Annotated in this window: 17 protein-coding genes; 8 read left to right on the top strand and 9 right to left on the bottom strand. The window is 69.2% G+C overall.

What is annotated here, in order from left to right; translation table 11 throughout:
• Positions 1-79: 79 nt before the first annotated feature.
• Both ABFX45_RS42090 and ABFX45_RS42085 read right to left on the bottom strand, forming a co-directional pair.
• The gene (locus ABFX45_RS42090) at positions 80-751 is read right to left on the bottom strand and encodes a response regulator (protein ID WP_109633338.1); all 672 of its coding nucleotides are present in this window, start codon (positions 749-751) and stop codon (positions 80-82) included.
• Positions 748-2,307: an ATP-binding protein gene (locus ABFX45_RS42085; protein ID WP_346136586.1), complete on the bottom strand. Its 1,560-nt coding sequence runs from the start codon at positions 2,305-2,307 to the stop codon at positions 748-750. The genes ABFX45_RS42090 and ABFX45_RS42085 overlap by 4 nt, the downstream gene beginning before the upstream one ends.
• 145 nt (positions 2,308-2,452) lie before the next feature.
• Here ABFX45_RS42085 and ABFX45_RS42080 point away from each other — a divergent pair, with 145 nt between their 5' ends.
• From ABFX45_RS42080 to ABFX45_RS42065, 4 genes are read left to right on the top strand one after another with little or no spacing between them, the layout of a single operon-like run.
• On the top strand, positions 2,453-3,427 hold the full coding sequence (locus tag ABFX45_RS42080; protein ID WP_109635056.1) for a Bug family tripartite tricarboxylate transporter substrate binding protein: 975 nt from the start codon (positions 2,453-2,455) through the stop codon (positions 3,425-3,427).
• A complete protein-coding gene (locus ABFX45_RS42075; protein ID WP_346136583.1) occupies positions 3,424-3,927 on the top strand; it encodes a tripartite tricarboxylate transporter TctB family protein in 504 nt (167 codons plus the stop codon). The genes ABFX45_RS42080 and ABFX45_RS42075 overlap by 4 nt, the downstream gene beginning before the upstream one ends.
• Entirely contained in the window at positions 3,920-5,416 is a 1,497-nt protein-coding gene (locus tag ABFX45_RS42070) for a tripartite tricarboxylate transporter permease (RefSeq protein ID WP_346136581.1), read from the top strand. The genes ABFX45_RS42075 and ABFX45_RS42070 overlap by 8 nt, the downstream gene beginning before the upstream one ends.
• Positions 5,417-5,459: 43 nt before the next feature.
• Positions 5,460-8,432: an AfsR/SARP family transcriptional regulator gene (locus ABFX45_RS42065; protein WP_346136579.1), complete on the top strand. Its 2,973-nt coding sequence runs from the start codon at positions 5,460-5,462 to the stop codon at positions 8,430-8,432.
• On the opposite strand, the gene ABFX45_RS42060 is transcribed toward ABFX45_RS42065, so the two are convergent.
• Positions 8,404-9,147 carry a hypothetical protein gene (locus ABFX45_RS42060; RefSeq protein WP_109633348.1) on the bottom strand — a complete coding sequence of 248 codons (744 nt, stop codon included), beginning with the start codon at positions 9,145-9,147 and terminating at the stop codon, positions 8,404-8,406. The two genes, ABFX45_RS42065 and ABFX45_RS42060, sit on opposite strands and share 29 nt — an antisense overlap.
• A 90-nt stretch (positions 9,148-9,237) precedes the next feature.
• Positions 9,238-10,041, bottom strand: a complete 804-nt coding sequence (locus ABFX45_RS42055) for a calcium-binding protein (protein WP_146231431.1) — start codon at positions 10,039-10,041, stop codon at positions 9,238-9,240.
• A 147-nt stretch (positions 10,042-10,188) separates the two neighbouring features.
• Between ABFX45_RS42055 and ABFX45_RS42050 the strand changes: the two genes are divergently transcribed.
• Positions 10,189-10,545, top strand: a complete 357-nt coding sequence (locus ABFX45_RS42050) for a helix-turn-helix domain-containing protein (protein ID WP_109633352.1) — start codon at positions 10,189-10,191, stop codon at positions 10,543-10,545.
• Here ABFX45_RS42050 and ABFX45_RS42045 read toward each other — a convergent pair.
• The 4 genes from ABFX45_RS42045 to ABFX45_RS42030 form a co-directional block, all read right to left on the bottom strand.
• Positions 10,542-11,129 carry a ClpP family protease gene (locus tag ABFX45_RS42045; RefSeq protein ID WP_109633354.1) on the bottom strand — a complete coding sequence of 196 codons (588 nt, stop codon included), beginning with the start codon at positions 11,127-11,129 and terminating at the stop codon, positions 10,542-10,544. The genes ABFX45_RS42050 and ABFX45_RS42045 overlap by 4 nt on opposite strands.
• Positions 11,126-11,740, bottom strand: a complete 615-nt coding sequence (locus ABFX45_RS42040) for a ClpP family protease (RefSeq protein ID WP_109633355.1) — start codon at positions 11,738-11,740, stop codon at positions 11,126-11,128. Before ABFX45_RS42040 ends, ABFX45_RS42045 begins: the two co-directional genes overlap by 4 nt.
• 57 nt (positions 11,741-11,797) lie before the next feature.
• Positions 11,798-12,439 (bottom strand): hypothetical protein, encoded by a 642-nt coding sequence (locus ABFX45_RS42035; RefSeq protein ID WP_346136575.1) that lies wholly within the window; start codon positions 12,437-12,439, stop codon positions 11,798-11,800.
• Positions 12,440-12,569: 130 nt separating this feature from the next.
• On the bottom strand, positions 12,570-13,511 hold the full coding sequence (locus ABFX45_RS42030) for a cellulose-binding domain-containing protein (RefSeq protein ID WP_346136573.1): 942 nt from the start codon (positions 13,509-13,511) through the stop codon (positions 12,570-12,572).
• Between the two features lie 99 nt (positions 13,512-13,610).
• Between ABFX45_RS42030 and ABFX45_RS42025 the strand changes: the two genes are divergently transcribed.
• Positions 13,611-13,865, top strand: coding sequence for a hypothetical protein (locus tag ABFX45_RS42025; protein ID WP_346136571.1), 255 nt, complete (start codon positions 13,611-13,613; stop codon positions 13,863-13,865).
• Here ABFX45_RS42025 and ABFX45_RS42020 read toward each other — a convergent pair.
• Positions 13,843-15,126, bottom strand: coding sequence for a tetratricopeptide repeat protein (locus ABFX45_RS42020; RefSeq protein ID WP_346136569.1), 1,284 nt, complete (start codon positions 15,124-15,126; stop codon positions 13,843-13,845). The two genes, ABFX45_RS42025 and ABFX45_RS42020, sit on opposite strands and share 23 nt — an antisense overlap.
• Positions 15,127-15,342: 216 nt before the next feature.
• On the opposite strand from ABFX45_RS42020, the gene ABFX45_RS42015 reads away from it, so the two are divergent.
• Complete coding sequence (locus ABFX45_RS42015; protein ID WP_346136567.1) at positions 15,343-16,644, top strand: SigE family RNA polymerase sigma factor; 1,302 nt, start codon at positions 15,343-15,345, stop codon at positions 16,642-16,644.
• A 1,007-nt stretch (positions 16,645-17,651) separates the two neighbouring features.
• Entirely contained in the window at positions 17,652-18,383 is a 732-nt protein-coding gene (locus ABFX45_RS42010; RefSeq protein ID WP_346136565.1) for a DUF2637 domain-containing protein, read from the top strand.
• Positions 18,384-18,938: the final 555 nt, after the last annotated feature.

Raw genomic sequence — 18,938 nt, 5'->3', positions numbered from 1 at the left:
CTGCTGTCGCATGTGGACTGAGGACGACGCAGATCTCCTGCCGCGCCTCGAAGAGCAGCTGGCCCGTGAACGGAACAGATCAGGTCAACCGGTACCCGTGCGCCGGGCGGTTCGCCATGCCGTACCGCGGCTGCACCTCGGCCTTCCCGATCGTCACGAGGTGCTCCAGATAGCGGCGCGCACTCACGCGGGACAACCCGGCTCGTTCGCCGACCTCCTGCGCCGAGAGGTCGTTCTCGCTGTCCCGCAACGCATCCGTCACGAGCCGCAGCGTCACGGCCGACAGTCCCTTGGGCATCGACAGCGTGCGGGGGCGGTTGTGCATGAGCTGGTCGACCTCGTCCTGGTCGAGCATCTGGCCCAGCCGCTGCACCTCGTTGCGCTGGGCCAGGTACTCGCGCATCCGGTCGATGAAAGCCGTGCGCGTGAACGGCTTCACCAGGTAGTTGTCGACTCCCCTGGACATGGCCTGCCGCACGGTCTCCCGTTCGCGCGCGGCCGTGACCGCGATGACGTCGACCGGCGGGCCGCTGCGAGCGCGCAACCGGGCGAGCACCTCCAGCCCCGACATGTCGGGCAGGTGGATGTCGAGCAGCACCAGGTCCGGGCGCAACGACTCCACCGCCCGCAACGCCTCGCCGCCGCGGTGCGCCTCCCCGACGACCTCGAACTCGGGCATCGCCTCCAGGAAGCCGCGGTGGATCGCGGCCACGGCGAAGTCGTCGTCGACGACGAGGGTCCGCACGCTCATCGGTTCCCCGTTTCCGGCAGCCACACGTCGAACGACGCGCCGCCCAGCTCCGAGTCGGTGATCGCCACGCGGCCGCTGCGCCGGGTGACCACCCTCGACACCAATGCGAGTCCTATTCCCCGGTCGGCGTCCTTGGAGCTGACGCCCAGGTCGAAGATCCGGCCGCGTTGCGACTCCGCCACTCCCGGGCCGTCGTCGTCCACGACCATCCGCACTCCCCGGTCGGACGAACGGACCAGCACGCGCACGATGCCTCCGGTCTCCACGGCGTCCACCGCGTTGTCCACCAGGTTGCCCAGCACGGTCAGCGCGTCGTCGCCCGCGCGGATGTCCACCGAGCTCTCCGGGTCCAGCCGCAGTTCCACGCCGCGTTCGTGTGCGGTGGAGGACTTCGCGAGCAGCAACGCCGCCAGCGCCGGGTCCGCGTTCGCGCCGTCGATGATGTCCGCGGTGATCGAGCCCGCTCCACCGACGCGTTCGATGTAGGCGACGGCGTCGGCCGGCCGGTCCAGTTCGAGCAGCCCGCCGATGACGTGCAGGTGGTTCGAGAACTCGTGGGCCTGCGCCCGCAGCACTTCGGTGACGGTGCGCTGGCCGTCCAGTTCGCGCAACGCGTCGTGCAGCTCGGTGCGGTCGCGCAACGTCAGCACGACGCCGACGGCACGGTCGTGCGTCTTGGCGGTCATCCTGTTCGCGACCAGAACCCGTTCTCCCGCAAGGACGAGCCGGTCCGCCACGTCGTCGTCGCCGCGCGCCAGGTCCAGCAGGCCGTCGTCGAGGACCTCCGCCGCCGGTTGGCCGCCCGGATCGTCGGTGAGGCCGAGCAGGCGCATCGCCTCGTCGTTGACCAGGGCCAGCTTCTCCTGGTCGTCCACGGCGACAACGCCTTCGCGGATGCCGTGCAGCATCGCGTCCCTGGTCTCCAGCAGCTGCGCGATCTCGGCGGGTTCGAGCCGGAACGTGCGGCGCCGCACCAGTTGCGTGATCAGGGCCGCGCCGAGCACTCCGACCAGTGCGGCGGCGGCGAGCCAGCCGATCAGCTCCGGCAGGTCCTCGGCCAGGTCGTCGGACAGCTGGCTCTCCAGGATGCCGACCGACGCCATGCCGATGATCCGTCCATCGGCCGCGCGCACCGGCACCTTCGCCCTCAGGGACGTGCCGAGCGTGCCGGTCTCGGTGCCGACGAACACCTCACCGGACAACGCGGTGCTCGGGTCGGTGGAGACGCGCTCGCCGATGCGCCGCGGGTCGGGGTGGGCGTACCGGGCGCCGTTGCGGTCCGTGACGACCACGTACGTCACCTGTGACGCCTTGCGGATCAGTTCCGCCAACGGCTGGATGGTCGCGGCCGGGTCCGGTGAGTCGAAGGCCTGCACGACCGTGGGCAGCCGGGCCACGCTCTCCGCGACCGACAGCATCCGGTCCTTGTACGCCTCGCGGATACGGTCGCTCTGCAACTTGGCCGCGAGCAGCCCGGCGGCACAGGTCGTCATCAGCACGATGACCACCTGCAACACCAGGAGCGAGACGCCCAGCGAGACGGACCGGCGAAACATGGAGTGCATTCTTGCTCAACCTGTGTGAAACAGGTCACGAACAAAACGACCAATACGTCTTTTACGACCGATGCTCGGCTTCTCACCCCGCGGCTACCTACCGTTCCCGCCCAACGTCGGCAACGAAGCTGAGGAGTTGGGCTCGATGGGTACAGGCTGGAGACGTGCGGCGGCGGTCGCGGCCGTCGGACTGGCGCTCGCGGGGTGCGGGCAGGCGGCGAAGAATTCTGGCGGCGGTGACGCCATCGGCAAGCTGGAGATCATGGCGCCCGCCGACCCCGGCGGTGGCTGGGACCAGACCGCCCGCGCGATGCAGACCGCGGTGTCCGGGGCGAAGCTCGCGGGTTCCGTCCAGGTCAGCAACGTCGGCGGCGCGGGAGGCACGGTCGGGCTGCAGAAGCTGTCCACCGAGCGGTCCGAGTCGTTCCTGATGATCACCGGCCTGGTCATGGTCGGCGCGGTGGAGACCAACTCGGCGAAGACGCGTCTCGAGGACACCACCCCCATCGCCCGGCTGACGGCCGAGGACGAGGTGGTCGTGGTGCCCGCGGACTCGCCGCACAAGACCATCGACGACCTGCTGAGGGCCGTGGACGAGAAGGGCAAGGGCGTGTCGATCACCGGCGGTTCGGCCGGCGGCACCGACCACATCCTCGCCGGGCTGCTGCTCAAGGCCAAGAACATCGATCCCGCCAAGCTCAACTACGTGCCCTACTCCGGCGGCGGCGAGTCGCTGGCGGCGTTGCTGGGCAAGAAGGTCGACGCGGGCATCTCCGGTGTCGGCGAGTACCGGGAGCAGATCAAGGCGGGCAAGCTGCGCGCGCTGGGCACTTCCGGGCCGGCCGCGCACCCGGACCTGAACGCGCCGACGTTCAAGGATCTCGGCGTCGAACTGATCAACTGGCGCGGCGTGGTGGCGCCGGGCGGGATCTCGGCCGCGGCCAAGGATCGGCTGACCAAGCTCGTCACCGACATGCACGCGAGCCAGCAGTGGAAGGAAGAGCTCACCAAGAAGGGCTGGACCGACACGTTCCTCACGGGCAACGAGTTCTCCACGTTCCTGTCCAAGGAGATCGGCCGCGTGAAGCCGGCGCTGCAGGACATCGGGCTCATCAAGTGAACCCGGAAAAGTCCTCTGCGAAAGTCGAGGAGTACGCGTTCGGCGGTCTGGTCGCGGTGGTCGGGGCCTTCACCCTGATCGACGCGACCACGATCGCCGCTCGTGCGGACAACGCGGTCGGACCGCGCGCTTTCCCTTACGCCGTAGGGGCTTTGCTGATCGTTACGGGCGTGGCGGCAATCGTCGCCACGGCCCGCGGCAGGCTCGGCCAGGCCGAAGAGGGTGAGGACGTCGACACCGGCGTCCGCACCGACTGGGTCACCGTGGCCAAGCTGGTCGCCGTGCTGGTGGCGCACCTCGTGCTGATCGCTACGGTCGGCTGGCCGGTCGCGGCGACCGTGCTGTTCTTCGGGGCGGCGTGGACGCTCGGCGCGGTGTGGTGGCGCGCGTTGCCGATCGCCGTCGTGCTGGCGCTCGTCGTCCAGGTGGTGTTCGCGTACGGGCTGGGCCTGTCGCTGCCCGCCGGGATCTTCGAAGGGGTGCCGTTCCTCGATGGGTAGCCTCACCGCACTGCTGGAGGGCTTCGCGACCGCGGCGCAGCCCGAGTACCTGTTGTACGCGTTGCTGGGCGTCACGCTCGGCACGGCCGTCGGCGTGCTGCCGGGCATCGGCCCGGCGATGACGGTGGCACTGCTGCTGCCGCTGACCTACACGCTTGACCCGACCGCGGCACTGATCATCTTCGCGGGCATCTACTACGGCGGCATGTACGGCGGGTCGACGACGTCGATCCTGCTGAACACACCGGGCGAGTCGGCCTCCATCGTGACGGCGCTGGAGGGCAACAGGATGGCCCGCGCCGGACGTGGCGCGGCGGCACTGGCGACGGCGGCGATCGGGTCGTTCGTGGCGGGCACGATCGCCACGGTGCTGCTGACACTGCTGGCACCGACCATCGCGGACATCGCGGTGACGCTCGGGCCGGCGGACTACGTGGCGCTGATGGTGGTGGCGTTCACGACCGTGGCCGCGCTGCTCGGGTCGTCACCGTTGCGCGGACTGGCATCGCTGGGCCTCGGCCTGTTCATCGGCCTGGTCGGCACCGACACGCTGACCGGGCAGCAGCGGTTCACCCTCGGTGTGCCGACGCTGGCCGACGGCATCGACGTGGTCGTGGTGGCGGTCGGGATGTTCGCGGTGGGCGAGGCGCTGTACGTGGCGTCCCGGCTGCGGCACGGACCGATCGAGGTCATCCCGGTCGGCGGGAAGTGGATGAACCGCGAGTTCTGGGCGCGGTCCTGGAAACCGTGGCTGCGCGGCACGTTCATCGGGTTCCCGATCGGCACCGTGCCCGCCGGTGGCGCGGACGTGTCGACGTTCCTGTCCTACGCGGCCGAGAAGAAGCTCTCGAAACGGCCGGAGGAGTTCGGCAAGGGCGCGATCGAGGGCGTGGCCGGTCCGGAGGCGGCCAACAACGCCGCCGCGGCAGGCGTTCTCGTGCCGTTGCTGACGCTGGGCCTGCCGACGACCGCGACGGCGGCGGTGATCGTGGCGGCGTTCCAGAGCTACGGCATCCAGCCGGGACCGTTGCTGTTCACCAACAACTCGGCGATGGTGTGGGCGTTGAGCGCGTCGCTCTACATCGGCAACGTCATGTTGCTCGTGCTGAACCTGCCGCTCGTGAAGATCTGGGTGAAGGTGCTGCAGATCCCGCGGCCGTACCTGTACGCGGGCATCCTGCTGTTCGCGGCGCTGGGCACCTACGCGGTGAACTTCGTGGTGGACGACCTGATCGTGCTGATGGTGATCGGCGTGGCCGGGTTCTTCATGCGGCGCCACGGTTATCCGGTCGCCCCGCTGGTCGTCGGCATGATCCTGGGCCCGATGGCGGAAGAGCAGCTGCGCCGCACGTTGCAGATCAGCGAGGGCTCGTTGGCGGCGTTGGTCACGAGCCCGTTCGCGGCGATCGCGTACAGCGTGCTCGTCGTGCTTCTCGTGGTGGCAACCGTGATGCGCTTGCGGCGCAAGAAGTCCGAGGTGCCTGTGTAACACAAACGGCCCAGCGGCGATCCTGGAGCGTGGGAGGACTACGGTGATCCGGCGGCCCAGGCTCGAGGGGCTGCTCTGCACGACGAGGCTCACGACTCTCGTCGCACCTGCCGGTTACGGCAAAACGACCCTGTTGACCCAGGCGCACACCGACCGTCCGGTGGTGTGGCACACCTGCCAGGAAGGCCATCGGCTGTTGCAGCCGATGGCCTCCGCGCTGTCGGCCGGGTGGACCAGCGTGCCGGCGGTGTCCGGCGAGGACGAGGCCGGGCGGACGCACGCCATCGCAGCGCTGCTGGCCGATGCCTGGCCGGAGGACGTGCTGGTCGTGCTGGACGACATCCATGTGCTGAGACAGGGCGATTCGGCCGCGCAACTGCTGGAGGCGCTCTGTCTCCAGTTGCCACCGACGGCTCGCCTGGTGTTGTCCGGACGTTCGTTGCCGCCGTTCTCGTTGCGCCGCTTGAAGGTCGACGGGGAGCTGAGCGAGATCAACGCGGCCCAGCTGGCGTTCACGGCCGAGGAGACCGCGGTGGTCGCCGGCCACGACGTGCACGACGTCACCGGCGGGTGGCCGATCGCGGTGCGGCTGGTCGCGGAGACGGGCACGGTCGAGGAGCTCGCCGATCTGGTGGGCGAAGTCGTTGGCAGAGAACCGGAACAGACTCGCGCTCTGCTGAGGACGGCGGCCGCGTTCGACCGGTTCACCGCCGACCTGCTCGTCGAGCTCGGGCATTCCGGGGCGCCGGCGATCCTGCCGGACCTCGCGCGGCGCGGGTTGTTCGTCGAGCACGTCCGAGCCGAGCCGGGGTGGTTCGCGCTCGTACCGCTGGCGCGGGAGTTCCTGGAGCCCGCGGCCGGCGTGCACCGGGCGGCGGCGCGCTGGTTCACGTCACGCGGTGAGTACGTCCGCGCGGTGGATTCCCTTGCCGCGCTGGAGGACTGGCCCGGCGTCACGGCTCTGCTCGGCGACGTGCTGCGGACCGGCGGTGCGGACGCCGTGCTCACCGCGACTGGCCTGGTGCCGGAAGATCGGCGCACGGCCGTGGTGTGGCAGCTCGAAGGTGTCGCGCACCAGTTGCGCGGCGAGTGGCGGCAGGCCGCCGACCGGTTCACGAAGGCCACAGAGGACGGGCTGACCGCCGAGCTGGCGTGGCGCATGGCGTGGATCCAGCACCTGCGCGGCGGGCCGCAGGACGCGTTGCAGATCTGCGACGGCTACGTGCCGGACGGCTCCGATCCGACGGCGGAGTCGATGCTGCTGAGCACAGCCGCCAGCGCGCACTGGGCGTTGGGAGACCTGGAGGCGGCGGCGGCCAAGGCGACCGGCGCGTTGCGGACGGCGACCAACGACTGCGCGATCGGCACCGCGCACACCGTTCTCGCGATGGTCGCTGCGGCACAAGGAAAGCGTGACGAGCTGACCGAGCACTACGACATCGCGCTCGACCACGCGCAGAAGGCCGGCGACGTGCTCGGTGTCATCCGCATCCGGTCGAACCGGGCCTCGCACCACGTCGAGGCGGGTGAGCACCGGGCCGCGTTGCGGGAGATCGAGGAGATGCTGCCGCTCGCGGACGTCACCGGGTTCGCGACGTACCGGGCGATCGGGCTGCACAACCGCGGCGAGGCGTTGCTCGGGCTCGGCCGGCTGGACGAGGCTGCGGCGGACTTCCACGCCGCGCAGAAGGTGTTCGACCAGGCCGGGAGCTGGCTCGCGGCGGCACCGCTCGTGTACCTGGGCGAGGTGCATCGGCTTCGAGGCGACCGGGCGCTGGCGGGTTTCGCGCTGCAGGAGGCGTTGCGGCTCGCGTCGGCGAAGAACACCGTGCCGCACCTGGTTCTCGCGCACGTCGGGCTGGCCGAGCTGTTCGCCTGTGACGACCCGGATCTCGCACGGGAACACGCCCGCAAGGCGTTGGAGCTGGGTGAGAGCGTGACGGCGCTGCTCGTGCTGGCGCGGCTCGACGAAGCCAAGGACCTGTGCCAGGAAGCGGCGGAGATCGCGACCCGGCGCGGTGACCGGGCGGGGTTCGCGAGGGCGTTGCAACTGCGGGGAGTTCTGGAACGCGACTCGGTGCTGCTCGACCAGTCGCTGACGTTGTGGCGGGAGATCGGCGATCCGCTCGGCGAGATCAGGGTCCGCACGGCGCAGGCCGCGCTCGTTGGTGGCGCGGCAAGTGAACAGCTCGCCGGTGAGGCACGTCAGCAGGCCGCGGATCTCGGCGCCCGCGTGCTCGCCGAAGCCGCCGCCGCTGTCGCCGAGACGTGCCGGAAGGCGAGCAGGCCGGAGCTGTTCATCCAGACGCTGGGCGGGTTCCGGGTGCTGCGCGACGGTGAACCGCTGCCGCCCGCCGCGTGGCAGTCGCGCAAGGCCAGGGACCTGGTGAAGATCCTCATCGCCCGGCGCGGGCGGCCGATCACCCGTGAGGCGCTGGGCAACCTGCTGTGGCCGGACGAGGAACCGGAGAAGGTCGCGAACCGCCTGGCGGTGGCGTTGTCCACGGCGCGCAGCGTGTTGCGGGCCGGCACGGGAATCGTGGCCGAGGGCGACGCGATCCGGCTCGACCCGGACGTGCTGCCCGTCGACGTGGTCGCGTTCCTCGCCGACGCACGGGCCGGACTCGCCGCGGCACAACGGAACTCGTCCGAGGCCCGGTCACTGCTGGCGGCCGCGGAGTCCGCGTATCACGGCGACTTCCTGGAGGAGGATCCTTACGAGGACTGGGCGGCACAGCTGCGCGAGGAAGCCCGGTTGATCTACCTGCAGGTGGTGACGGTGCTCGCCGCACGGGCCGAGTCCGGAGGGGAGTACGCGCTGGCCAGCAGATACTGCCTGCGCGTACTGGAACGCGACCCGTACGACGAGCCGGCGCACCTGATGCTGGTGCGCGTCCTCGCCGCCGCAGGGAGTCACGGCGAGGCTCGGAGGTGCTATCAGACCTACGTCACGCGGATGCGCGAGATCGAAGTGGATCCGCGCCCTTTTACTGCGAGCACACGACGTAGGGCGTGATGGACCAGCGGATGGCCTGGCCCTGGGCGTCCGCTGCCTCGCCGGTGACGGTTGCGCCGTAACCGGCGGGGACGACGTCGTCGATGATGGCGCCGGCGACCGCACCGCCGGCGCTGACGACCTGCTCGTCACCTTGACACGCAACGGACTTCGAGGCCGTCTTGGTCATCACGACCGTCGAGCTGCCGCCGCGCAGCACGAGCCCCGGCCGAGTCCCGCAGATCGCGTGCGCCGTGACGTCCACGTTGCCGGACGCCTCGACCAGACCGCCCTGGAGGTTGTTCCTGGGCGCCATCTTCGTGAAGTGCCCGCCTTCGGTCTCCCCCGCGACACCGAGCACCTTCTGGGCGCCGGAGCAGGCCGCCTCGGCGTTCTTCGTGCCGCTCTTTGACACCAGCGTGTACTCGCCGGGTGCGCAGTTCGCCCGGACCGTCACCGTCCACGGCTGCACGGTCCCCGCACCGTGCTCGACCGCCGTGACCTCCACCGCGGCGAGATCCGCGCTCGGCCGCACCCGCGTGATCGTGGTCCGCTGACCGGTCACCGAAGCGCCGGTGCCGACGACCTTGGTACCACTGGGGCAGCTGACCGAGACCGTCTTGCCCGCCGACGTCGCCGGGCTGGTGGCCTGCACCGCCACGAGCTCGTCGCTTTCCGCGTTCGGACTGGTCAGACTCAACACGAGCAGGGCCGTGCCCATCACCTTCACGTCCATCCCCCTTCAGGTCCGCGGGCCCTCTCTGCCCGCGGACCCGAAGGATGCCGCGCTCGCTTAAAGCGGTCTTAAGGTCCGTGTTCGCGCAGGTCAGGGACAGCTGACGAGGACGTCGCCAGCTGCGGCGTCGAGGCAGGTGTCCACGCCGAGGCCGCCGTTGAGCGTGTCGTTGCCGGCCAGGCCCCAGATGAGGTCGTTGCCGTTCAGCGCCGAGATGTTGTTGACCGCCGCGCTGCCGACGAGGTGGTCGACGAAGTTGGTGCCGGTCAGGTTCTCCACGTCGCTCGCGACGTTGTCCTTCAGCGCCAGCGAGTCGTAGCCGTCGTCGGTGCCGGAGCCGATGGTGACCGAGACACCCGAGTTCGGGTGCAGCGCGCTGCCGGACAGGTAGTCGACCCGGTCCGTGCCGAGGCCGCCGTAGACGAACACGCCACCGCGCTTCGGCCGCAACGTGTCGGTGCCGTCGCCACCGCTGATGGTGCCCCTCGCGCGGGTCTCGATCACGTCGTTGCCCGCCTCGCCGTACACGTTGGCCGGCATCGCGTCCGCATTGGTGTTGTCGTAGGCGATGTTGATCCGGTCGTTCAGGTCGTTCGCCCTGACCTGGATCGACGTGATCAGCTTCGTGGCGCCGAGCTCGTACAGGCAGTTCACGTTCGTACCGCTCAGCGCACAGCCCGCGCCGACGGCCAGCAGGTCACCGGAGTCGGTGATGGTGAGCCGGTGGTTCACGGTGTCCAGCCCGACGGTGATGTTGTTCGTCTTGCCGGCCTCCGCCTCGACGATCAGCACGTGGTTCTGCACGTACACCGTGGTGTGCGGCGCGGCGTGCGCGACGGCCGGCATGGCGACCGCGGCGAGGGCTGCGGCGCCCAGACCGATGAGCATTCTCATGCTGTTCTCTCCCCTTGGTGGACATTGCCTTGCGGGGAACAGCCTGCTCAGCGCCCTTTCGGCCACCTTCGAGTGTTTTTAGGGCTGTCTTTCTGCTCGTAGCAGAACGGCCCTTTGCTGTGGTCGCGGTGCTGTCACCATGACGACATGGCGGAGATCCTGGACTTCAATCGCACTCCCGAACCGCTGTGGCGCGAGGCCCTGGGCCGGAAGCTGCGCGAGGCCAGGGAGGAACGCGGCGACCGCCTGGTCGACGTCGCCGAACGGGCGGGCATCTCGGTGCAGTACCTGTCCGAGATCGAACGCGGCCGCAAGGAGCCGTCGAGCGAGATGATCGCCGCGGTCACAGGTGCGCTGGGCATCGACCTGGCCGACCTGCTGATCGGGATCGCCGGCCAGGTCCGTCACTTCCACCGCGTCCAGCACTTCCAGACGTCGCGTCCCATCGGACGACCGTCGGGCCCCGTGCTCTCGGCAGGTCCCGTGCTCATGGCCGTCGCCTAACGCTGTTCGAGCACCAGGTCCGCGAGGCCGTACTCGACGGTGCCCGCCGCGTCGAACACGCGGTCCCGGTCGGTGTCGTGGCGCAGCTCGGCCACGCTCCGGCCGGTGTGCCTGGCCAGGATCTCCTCCAGCTGCGTGCGCACCCTGACCACCTCGTCCGCCGCGAGGATCAGGTCGGGGATCGTGCCACGCCCCTGGGCCGCCGGCTGGTGCAGCACGACCCTGCTGTGCGGCAGCACGGCCCGGCGTCCCTCCGCACCCGCGGCCAGCAGCACCGCACCGGCCGCCACCGCCTGCCCCACGCACGTCGTCGCGACCGGGGCCTTGATGTAGCGCATGGTGTCGTAGAGAGCGAGCATCGCCGACGGGTCGCCGCCCTCGCAGTTGATGTAGAGGTTGATCTCCATGTCGGGGTTGTCCGACTCGAGGTGCAGCAGCTGCGCGATCAACGCGTTGGCGACCCCGGAGTCGACGCCGGTACCGAGGTAGACGATCCGCGAGCTCAGCAGGTGCGAGTAGACGTCCATGATCCGCTCGCCACGCGCGTCCCGCGTGATGACGTTGGGAATCGTGTAGGTGCTCATGCGACAGCCCCCGAGTGCAGTCCCAGCTTGTGCGTGCGGACGGGTACGACCTGCGCGAGATCGTTGACGACGTGGTCGATGAACCCGTAGTCGAGCGCCTGCTGAGTGGTGAACCACCGGTCGTGCAGCGAGTCGGTGAAGATCCGGTCGAACGGCTGGCCGGTGTCCTCCGCGATCAGCCCGAGCACGGTGTCCCTGGTGTACCGCAGGTCGTCCGCCTGCACCTCGACCTCGACCGCGGAACCGGCGATGCCGGCGCTCCCCTGGTGCATCAGGATCCGCGCGTGCGGCAACGCGAACCGCTTTCCCTTGGTACCGGCGGAAAGCAGGAACTGCCCCGCGCTGCACGCCAGCCCGAGCGCCAGCGTCGCGACGTCACACGGCACGAGCCGCATCACGTCCCGGATCGCCAGCATCGAGGGCACCGAGCCGCCCGGCGAGTTGATCCACAGCGCGATGTCCTGCCGCGGGTCCTCGCTCGCGAGCGACAGCAGCTGCGTCGCCAGCACCGTCCCGTTGTCGTCGTCGAGCGCGCCGTCGAGGATCAGGACCCGCTGACTGAAGAACCGTTCCCGCAGCCCTGGGCTGAAGAGCCTCTCGTTGTTCGTCATGCCACCGACGATGCCGTTGCGCTGCCGTGGTTCGCCGGTTTCTCTGCTGTGGGCAGATCAGCTCTCAGCAGGCACGAAGGCGGTGAGGGTCAGACGCCATCGCACGACTCCGTTGCCGGGCACGACCGCCACGGCACGAGCGGGGTCGTCGCGGTCGAAAGTGCGGCCGAGCATGGGTTCCACGCCGACGCTGCGGTACGGCTCGTCTGCCGGCCAGCCGCGAAGGTTGCGCCACAACGCGATGGAGACGGGTTGACCGGCGCACTCGACGAGCAGGTCGAGCTGGTGATCTCCATCCACCACGCGGATCTGGCCGTGTTCCAGGACCGCACCGGTCGCCGTGCCGTCGTCAGGCCCCAACGCGGCAAGGCCCGCCGGCCAGTCGCGCAGCACGGGCGCCGGATCGGTGATGAGCACCGGAGTGCCCGCGGGCGCGAGCAGACGCGCGGCGGGGCTGACGTCGAGCAGGGCGTGTGCCGCCCACACGAAGCGGTAGCCCGGCTCGGCGGTCAGTTCGTAGTCCGCGATGACCGCACCGTCGTGGGAGCCGATGTGGCGGCGGAGCGTGAACTCCGTGCAGACCACGCCGGTCTCGTCCCACGGCCTGCTCCACGCGTCGCCGTGGTCAGGTGTGCCGCGGACGGTCGGCACGCACTCCTCCAGGCCGCCCGCGTCGACGAACGGATCGCCCGGCCGCACGCTCGCGCGGGCGGCGTCAGGGCGATGCCACAGCCACTCGCGGCGGGCCGTGCGCAGCGACGTCCAGCGGCCGCCGAGAGCGTTGTCGACCTCGGCGTACAGCGGTGTGACCTGCAGGATTCACCCCTCCTCAGCCCGTTGCGCAGGCCGTTCCGTTGAGCGTGAACGACCTGGGGGCGGTGTTCCGGTCACGGAAGGACCCCAGGAATCCTATGGATACTTCGCCGCCCGGCGCGATCGTCGCCGTGTAGTGGACGTTGGTCGCGCTGACGGCCGCGCCGTGCTGCGACGAGCTCGCGTTCCACATCTGCGTGACGGACTGACCGTCGCTGAACGACCATCTCAGCGTCCAGCCGTTGACCGGGGTGCGGCTGGTGTTCTTGATCGTGACGCCACCTTGGAATCCGCCAGGCCACTGCCCGGTGATCCGGTAGGCGACCGTGCACGGCGGCGCGGGAGGAGGCGCGGGAGCCGGAGCGGGAGTCGGGGCAGGAGGCGGAGACGTCACAACGGGAGGCGCGTTCGTCGCCGTGGTGGACTTCGTCGGCTGAACACGCTTCGGAGGCGTCGTGCTGGAGGCGGTTGCGGTCGTCGTCGTGACGTCCATGCCGTTGCAGGGCAAACCCCACAGACCGCGGTTCTCCCTGGCCGCGGCGGCTTCAGCCTCGGCCAGCACACCGGCAGCACCTTGCGCGCGCAGCGCACCCTCCCACACGGCGAGGAGTGCGTAGTCGGTGCCGTCCTCGAGCCACAGGTTCACTTCGCCGGGGATGAGCGAGGTGACGCGCACCGGCCGGGACAGCAATGTTTTTGCCGCGAAAGCATTTGCGGCGGCGGCCCAGCATTCGGCTGGCGGCGCGAGCAACGAGATGAGAACGCGCTCACCGCCCTCCAGTTCGACGGTGCGGCCGTCGATCACCTGACGCACGAACGTCGGCACGTTCTCCTGCGCGTCGGTGATCAGCGTCGGCGGTTTCGACGGCACGCGGGTGACCGCGGGCGGCGCCGGGCTCTCCGCCGTGCACGCGCACGCGCAGAGAACCATGAGAAGAGACAAGAACTTCCGCACCACCAGGGACTCCCGACGCGGTCGTTGAAACTTTGACGACCGTATCGCTCAACGGGCGTTGCTGAATCCGCCGTTCGGCCTTGATCAACTACGCGAAAGGAGGTGTGGACAGTCCTCACGCGACCGTCTCGGGGGCTGCACCTCGACGACTCCGGCGTAACCGTCCTGCTCGACTGGCGCGGCGCGGGTCAGTGGCCAGCCGCTTGCCTGCTGCTCGCCCATCCGCACCGGATTGCCCCCTGCCGCACCTCACCGGTCGCCTGGCTCGCCACGGCCGGCGCCGCGGCGAGCACGAGCGTCGCCCTGCTGTCCTTTGTGGAGGGCTTTGATCCGGTCAGCCCGCCGCACCTCGGGTGACGTAGAGCTGCATACCGTCGAAGTCGAGAGTCACGTGGTAGGGCTTGTAGAAGCTGTGGGCGATGTTGCCGAGCACGTCGAAGCCGTGCCCGTCGTGCAGGTTCCGCTCGTTCGCGACGCTGTAGGCACCCGTGGCCGTGGCGTTGCCGAGGCGAACCTCCTTCGGATAGCACGGGTGGACGACCACCGCCCTGCCGCCGGCCGAGGACTCCTCCGGACGGTCGTGGTCGACGCGGATGCGCAGATCCTCGGCCACGGCCAACGACATGCCCGCGACGTTGCTGCCGGTCCCGCCGATGTTCAGGCCCACGACCCGCGGCCCGGAGCCGGCGAAGCTGCCCCTGCTGAACACCAGGTGTTCACGGACCAGCCACAACGGCAGCGGCTCCGCACCGGCCCGGTGCGCGGCCGCCCGCACCTGCCTGGCCGCTTCCGGAGTCCTGCGGCGCAGGATCAGCGACCGGCCCGCGTAGTCGATCGTGGTGAGGAAGTGCTGGAAGATCGACGTCCCGAAGATGCCACCCTCCGAGTCCGGCCCCGGCTCCTCGTCCGACCAGTGCACGGGAAGGTTGCGCAGTTCGACGCCGCCCAGCCGGAACGACTCCAGGTAGCCGTAGTAGAACCACATGGTTCTGCCCTCGAACTCGTACTGCTGCTTCGTCACGGCCTGCAGCCCGGCCTCCGCGGCCACCTTCCCCGACAAGCTCAACGGCCCGACGCGGGTGTAGAACGAGAACCGCCTCGGCCGTCCGCCGTTGACCGAAGCCTCCACCTGCGGAATCGGGTCCATCTGCTGCCACGGCAGCCGCGCGATGTCGCCGCTGATCTGATACGGCTCGCCACGGACCGCCTCGTACCACTTGGCATCGGTCTCCAAGCCGGCCGCTCGCCAGTGCGGCGCGGCGACGGACAACTTGCCCTGCCGGTTGTAGCAGTCGGCCAGCAGCCGGTTGTTCCCCTGGTCGCCGGGCGCCAGGGCGACCGCCGTGCCGAGGTACTTCTCGGCGTCGGCGAACTTGTTGCTCAACAGCGCCACATATCCTCGCCGGCTCGCGGCGTGCACGTTCTTGGGGTCGTTCCGCAGGATTTCCTCGTACGCGCGGCCTGCCTGTTCGAACTTCCCCGCCTTGAACAGCGCGTCCGCGTCTCCCCCGGTGCCGGCCTGTGCTTCGCCCATCAGCGGCGTGGCCGCGGCGGCGCCGGCCATGACGGCGGCGGCGCGCAGCACCGAACGCCGGTCCCAGTTCCCCTCAGTAGCCATGGAGCCAGTCAAGGGAGTGCGGTGTTGCCGGGGCGTATCAGGTTTTCGATATGGCGGCGATATGCACTGACCGTCCGAAGTGGACGAAAAGCGGCCGCCCGTCCGTGATCACCCCGAACCGATCCCTGGTCCACCCCGAGCAACCTTCTGGCACGGTGCAACCCCGGATGACCGAAGTGCGTAGCAAGGGCGATGCAGAGCCGAGGAGGACACGCAGTGCGACGGGACAACGAGTTCGCGGAGTTCTTCACGAGCCGTTTCGATGCGGCACGCCGCGCGGCGTACGCGCTGTGCGGCGACTGGGGAGACGCCGAGGAGATCGCCCAGCACGCGTTCGTGCGGATCTACGTGCACTGGTCCAGGGTGCGCAGCGAAACCGCCGACGCCTACCTGAACACTGTCGTGACCAGGTTGTTCCTGGACACCCGCAGGCGCGTCCGCGGCCGGGAGCACCCGGTGGCCGACCCGCCGGAACAGGCGGAGCACGCCGGCTTCGCGCCCGACGAGCGGCAGGCGTTGCTCAGCGCCCTGCGGCAGGTGCCCGCACGGCAGCGGGAGGTGCTGGTGCTGCGTTTCCTGCAGGACATGTCCGTCGAGCGGACCGCTGACACGCTCGGCTGCACGGCCGGCACCGTGAAGAGCCAGACCGCACGGGGCCTGAACACTCTCCGCGACGCGTACCGCGCCGAACTGGGCGAGCCCGCGCCCGCTCCGCAGACGTCGGTCGACGACGTGATGCGCCGAGGACGCCGCCGAGTGTTCGCGCAGCGGGCAACCGGTGTCGTGGGCGTCCTCCTGGTCGTCGCGGGAGTCGGCGTCGGCGCGACCGCGTTGAGCTCCGCACCCACCACGCCGCTGCCACCCGCGGACACCATCACCGTCACGACCACCACACCGACGACTGTTCGCGCCGAGGTCGGCTGGCCGAGGCTCAACGAGCCCACCCGGACTCCCACGCTCACCATGAGCCCGATGTCCGGCGTGCCCCCGATGACGTGCGAGCAGAAGGGAACACCGCAGCTGGCGGGTTGGCCGGGCATCATCGAGGCACCCAGCAACGTGCGTGCCGCGTTGGAGCGGGCGATTTCCGGTCCGGTCCAGCACCACGTGACTCCGCCGAGAAACCCCGGCGAACGCAATTCCCACGCCCTGTGGGCGAACGCGGGCCACGGCAGCATCTGGTTGCGGGCGGGCACGTTCACCGGCAGCCCGCTGGCTCACGCGGACGACCAGAAGTGGGCGATGGGCGACTGCGTGGCACCGAAGAGGCACGTTCTCGCGAACGGCACGGTCATCCAGCTGCACGTGGTCCGAGAGGGAATGCCGGTGCCGACGCTCAACCAGCTGCTGATGATCTACACGCCGGCGGGCCGGACCTACCAGATCTCGTTGTCCAACCACAGCGGCGAGTTCTTCCTGAACGAGGGCTTCGACCAGGAGAAGGGCGGCCATCCGGAGCTCCCGCTGAGCGAGCAACGCCTGGCCGAGATCGGCCAGGCCGTGGCAGAAGCAGCCTAACCCCACCGCCACACCGTGCTGGCCTCTCCAAACGGGGGCCAGCACATCCGCATGCCGTCATTGAGCCGATGCCGCCACCGCAGAATTCCAGCCGACCGCCACCACCCGGAGATTCCACAATGGAATCCCCAGGCCAAGCGAAGCGACACCCACTGAGGGGCCGAACGAACCGACAACCACGGCCGAGAGCCAAGCGAAGCGGAAACCCTGACAGGGCCGAACAAAGCAACGACCCCAGCAAGGCAGGCGAAGCAAGAACCCCGGCAGGGCGGCGCAAAGCAACAACTTCGGCTGGGCCGGGCAGAGCAACGCCCCCGGTAGGAGCCGGCAAAGCGACAACCATGGCTGGGTCGAACGAACGTGACGACCACAGCGGAGTCGAGCGAAGCGACGACCATGGCCGGGTCAAGCAGCGCAACACCCCGGTAGGGCTGGGCGAAGCAACAGCCCTTGGCTGGGTCGAGCGAAGCGAAGACCCGACGATGACCAAGGCCAGGGGTCGAGCGAAGCGAAGACCCAGCGGGGTCCCAGGAACGGGGGTCGAGCGAAGCGAAGACCAGGCGGGGGTCCGGGGGCGCAGCGCCCCGGCTGGGGTCTGGGGGCTGGGGGCTGGGCCCCCAGAAAACACCACGATCGAGGCAAGGTCTGCGCATTCCGCAGTCATAGGACACCCGAAGATCGTGCCCCCGGTGCGCCTCGTACAACATCTACACACTCCCGCACCCGTCGTGAGCTGCAGGTTTCCGCCACCGTGGAAGTGCCACGGGGGCGTCGTCGCTCTGGCGGTGATGCGCGATGAGCCGGAACAAGATCATTTACGGCCTGAACGACCTGCAGGCCGACGGCCTGGCTTGCCCACAGTGTGGAGCGAACTACCTGCAGGTCATGATTGCGTCGGTGCCCGTTGGGCGCTCGGTGACCGGATCCCAGGTTCACGCCTGTGTCGGGCAGCGTGCCGAGTCAGCCAAAGCAGCGATCGAGGCTGGGCACCGAGTAGGTGGTGCGCGATGACCGCCACCGCTGGTCACGATCGTTCGTTGTGGGTGCAGTGCGCGTGCACGGCCCTGGTCGCGCTCGGCGCGGCGTACGCCTCGTACCGGCACGGGCGCGAGTTCGCGCTCCGCTTCGGCGCGGACGAGACAACCGCAGCGATCTGGCCGCTGATCGTGGACGGCTTGTTGACCACGGCGACGGTGGAGCTGTGGAAGACCGGTCGCGGTAGCGGGCGCTGGAAGGCCTGGCTGGCGTTCGCGTTTGGCATCGTGCTCTCGCTTTGCGCCAACGTGGCCGCGGCTCCGGAGTTGAGCGTGTTCGCCGTAGCAGTCGCGGCGTGTCCACCATTGGCACTGCTGCTGGCGGTGGAGCTGCTCAATCACGCGCTGAAGCGTCGTCGCGCCGAGACCACGACCGAGACCGACGAGACGCCCGAAGGCGCTGAGGAGGCCACGCGAGTTGTGCGTCTCTCGACTGCTCTCGAAAGGTCTCGTCCGATCGGTGAGCCGACCGCAGAGCAGCGGATGTGGACTCACTTCATGACGGAGCGGTCGAAAGGCCGCACGCCAACCGGCGCGGAATTGGACCGCATCGCGGGCACGAACGACTACGGCCGTCGTGTGCTACGGCGATGGCGCGCAGCCGCGCACCGCCCATCCGAGCAGGTCCATGATCGCAATGACATTGCCCACTCGGCACCTCAGTCGCCGACCTATGCCATCAGTTCGCCGGGAATCACGACGTGAATCCATCCGGCCGCGCCCTCATCTCGCAGACACTAGCGAGCTGAAGCGCGGGCAGCGGGACCCGAGAGCGGCGAGCGAAGATCCACATTCGCCGGGTGATGACGCCTCGCAACACGTACGGCTTCTCCCGAGAAGACGCTATCCATCCTTAGGGGATGGGGCGGACTACTCACTAACAACATCTCTTAGTCGCACCCATTTCTTGGGTGCCCCATTCTCATCGGGTCGAGACTCCGAGATCCAACGTTCCGGAAAAAGTCGGTCCAGCGCTTCCTTGACCAACTTCATACCCCAGTCCCGACCGTCATCTGTCTGTCGCGCGTGAAGTGGCACCTTTTCTGCAAGTAGGTATCCGATTCGCCCCCACTTGATTCCCTCAGCGGTGGAGATCTTGCCTTGGAATTCCTTTTTGTCTCGCAGGTGTGCAATGACGTGATCTCAACGAGTTTCAGGTGAGCCGTCCGTACTCGAAATGGGTGAGTACGAGTGCGGCTTTGACGATGTGGCCGATCTTGCGTGGGCTGGTGGTGAAGTGCCGCAGGGCGCGCCAGCGCC

The sequence above is a fragment of the Lentzea roselyniae genome (genome assembly GCF_039537795.1).
In the GTDB taxonomy this organism is placed as follows: Bacteria; Actinomycetota; Actinomycetes; order Mycobacteriales; family Pseudonocardiaceae; genus Lentzea; species Lentzea atacamensis.
Note: the sequence above shows the minus strand (reverse complement) of the source record. Positions and strands in the feature narration are given on the sequence as shown.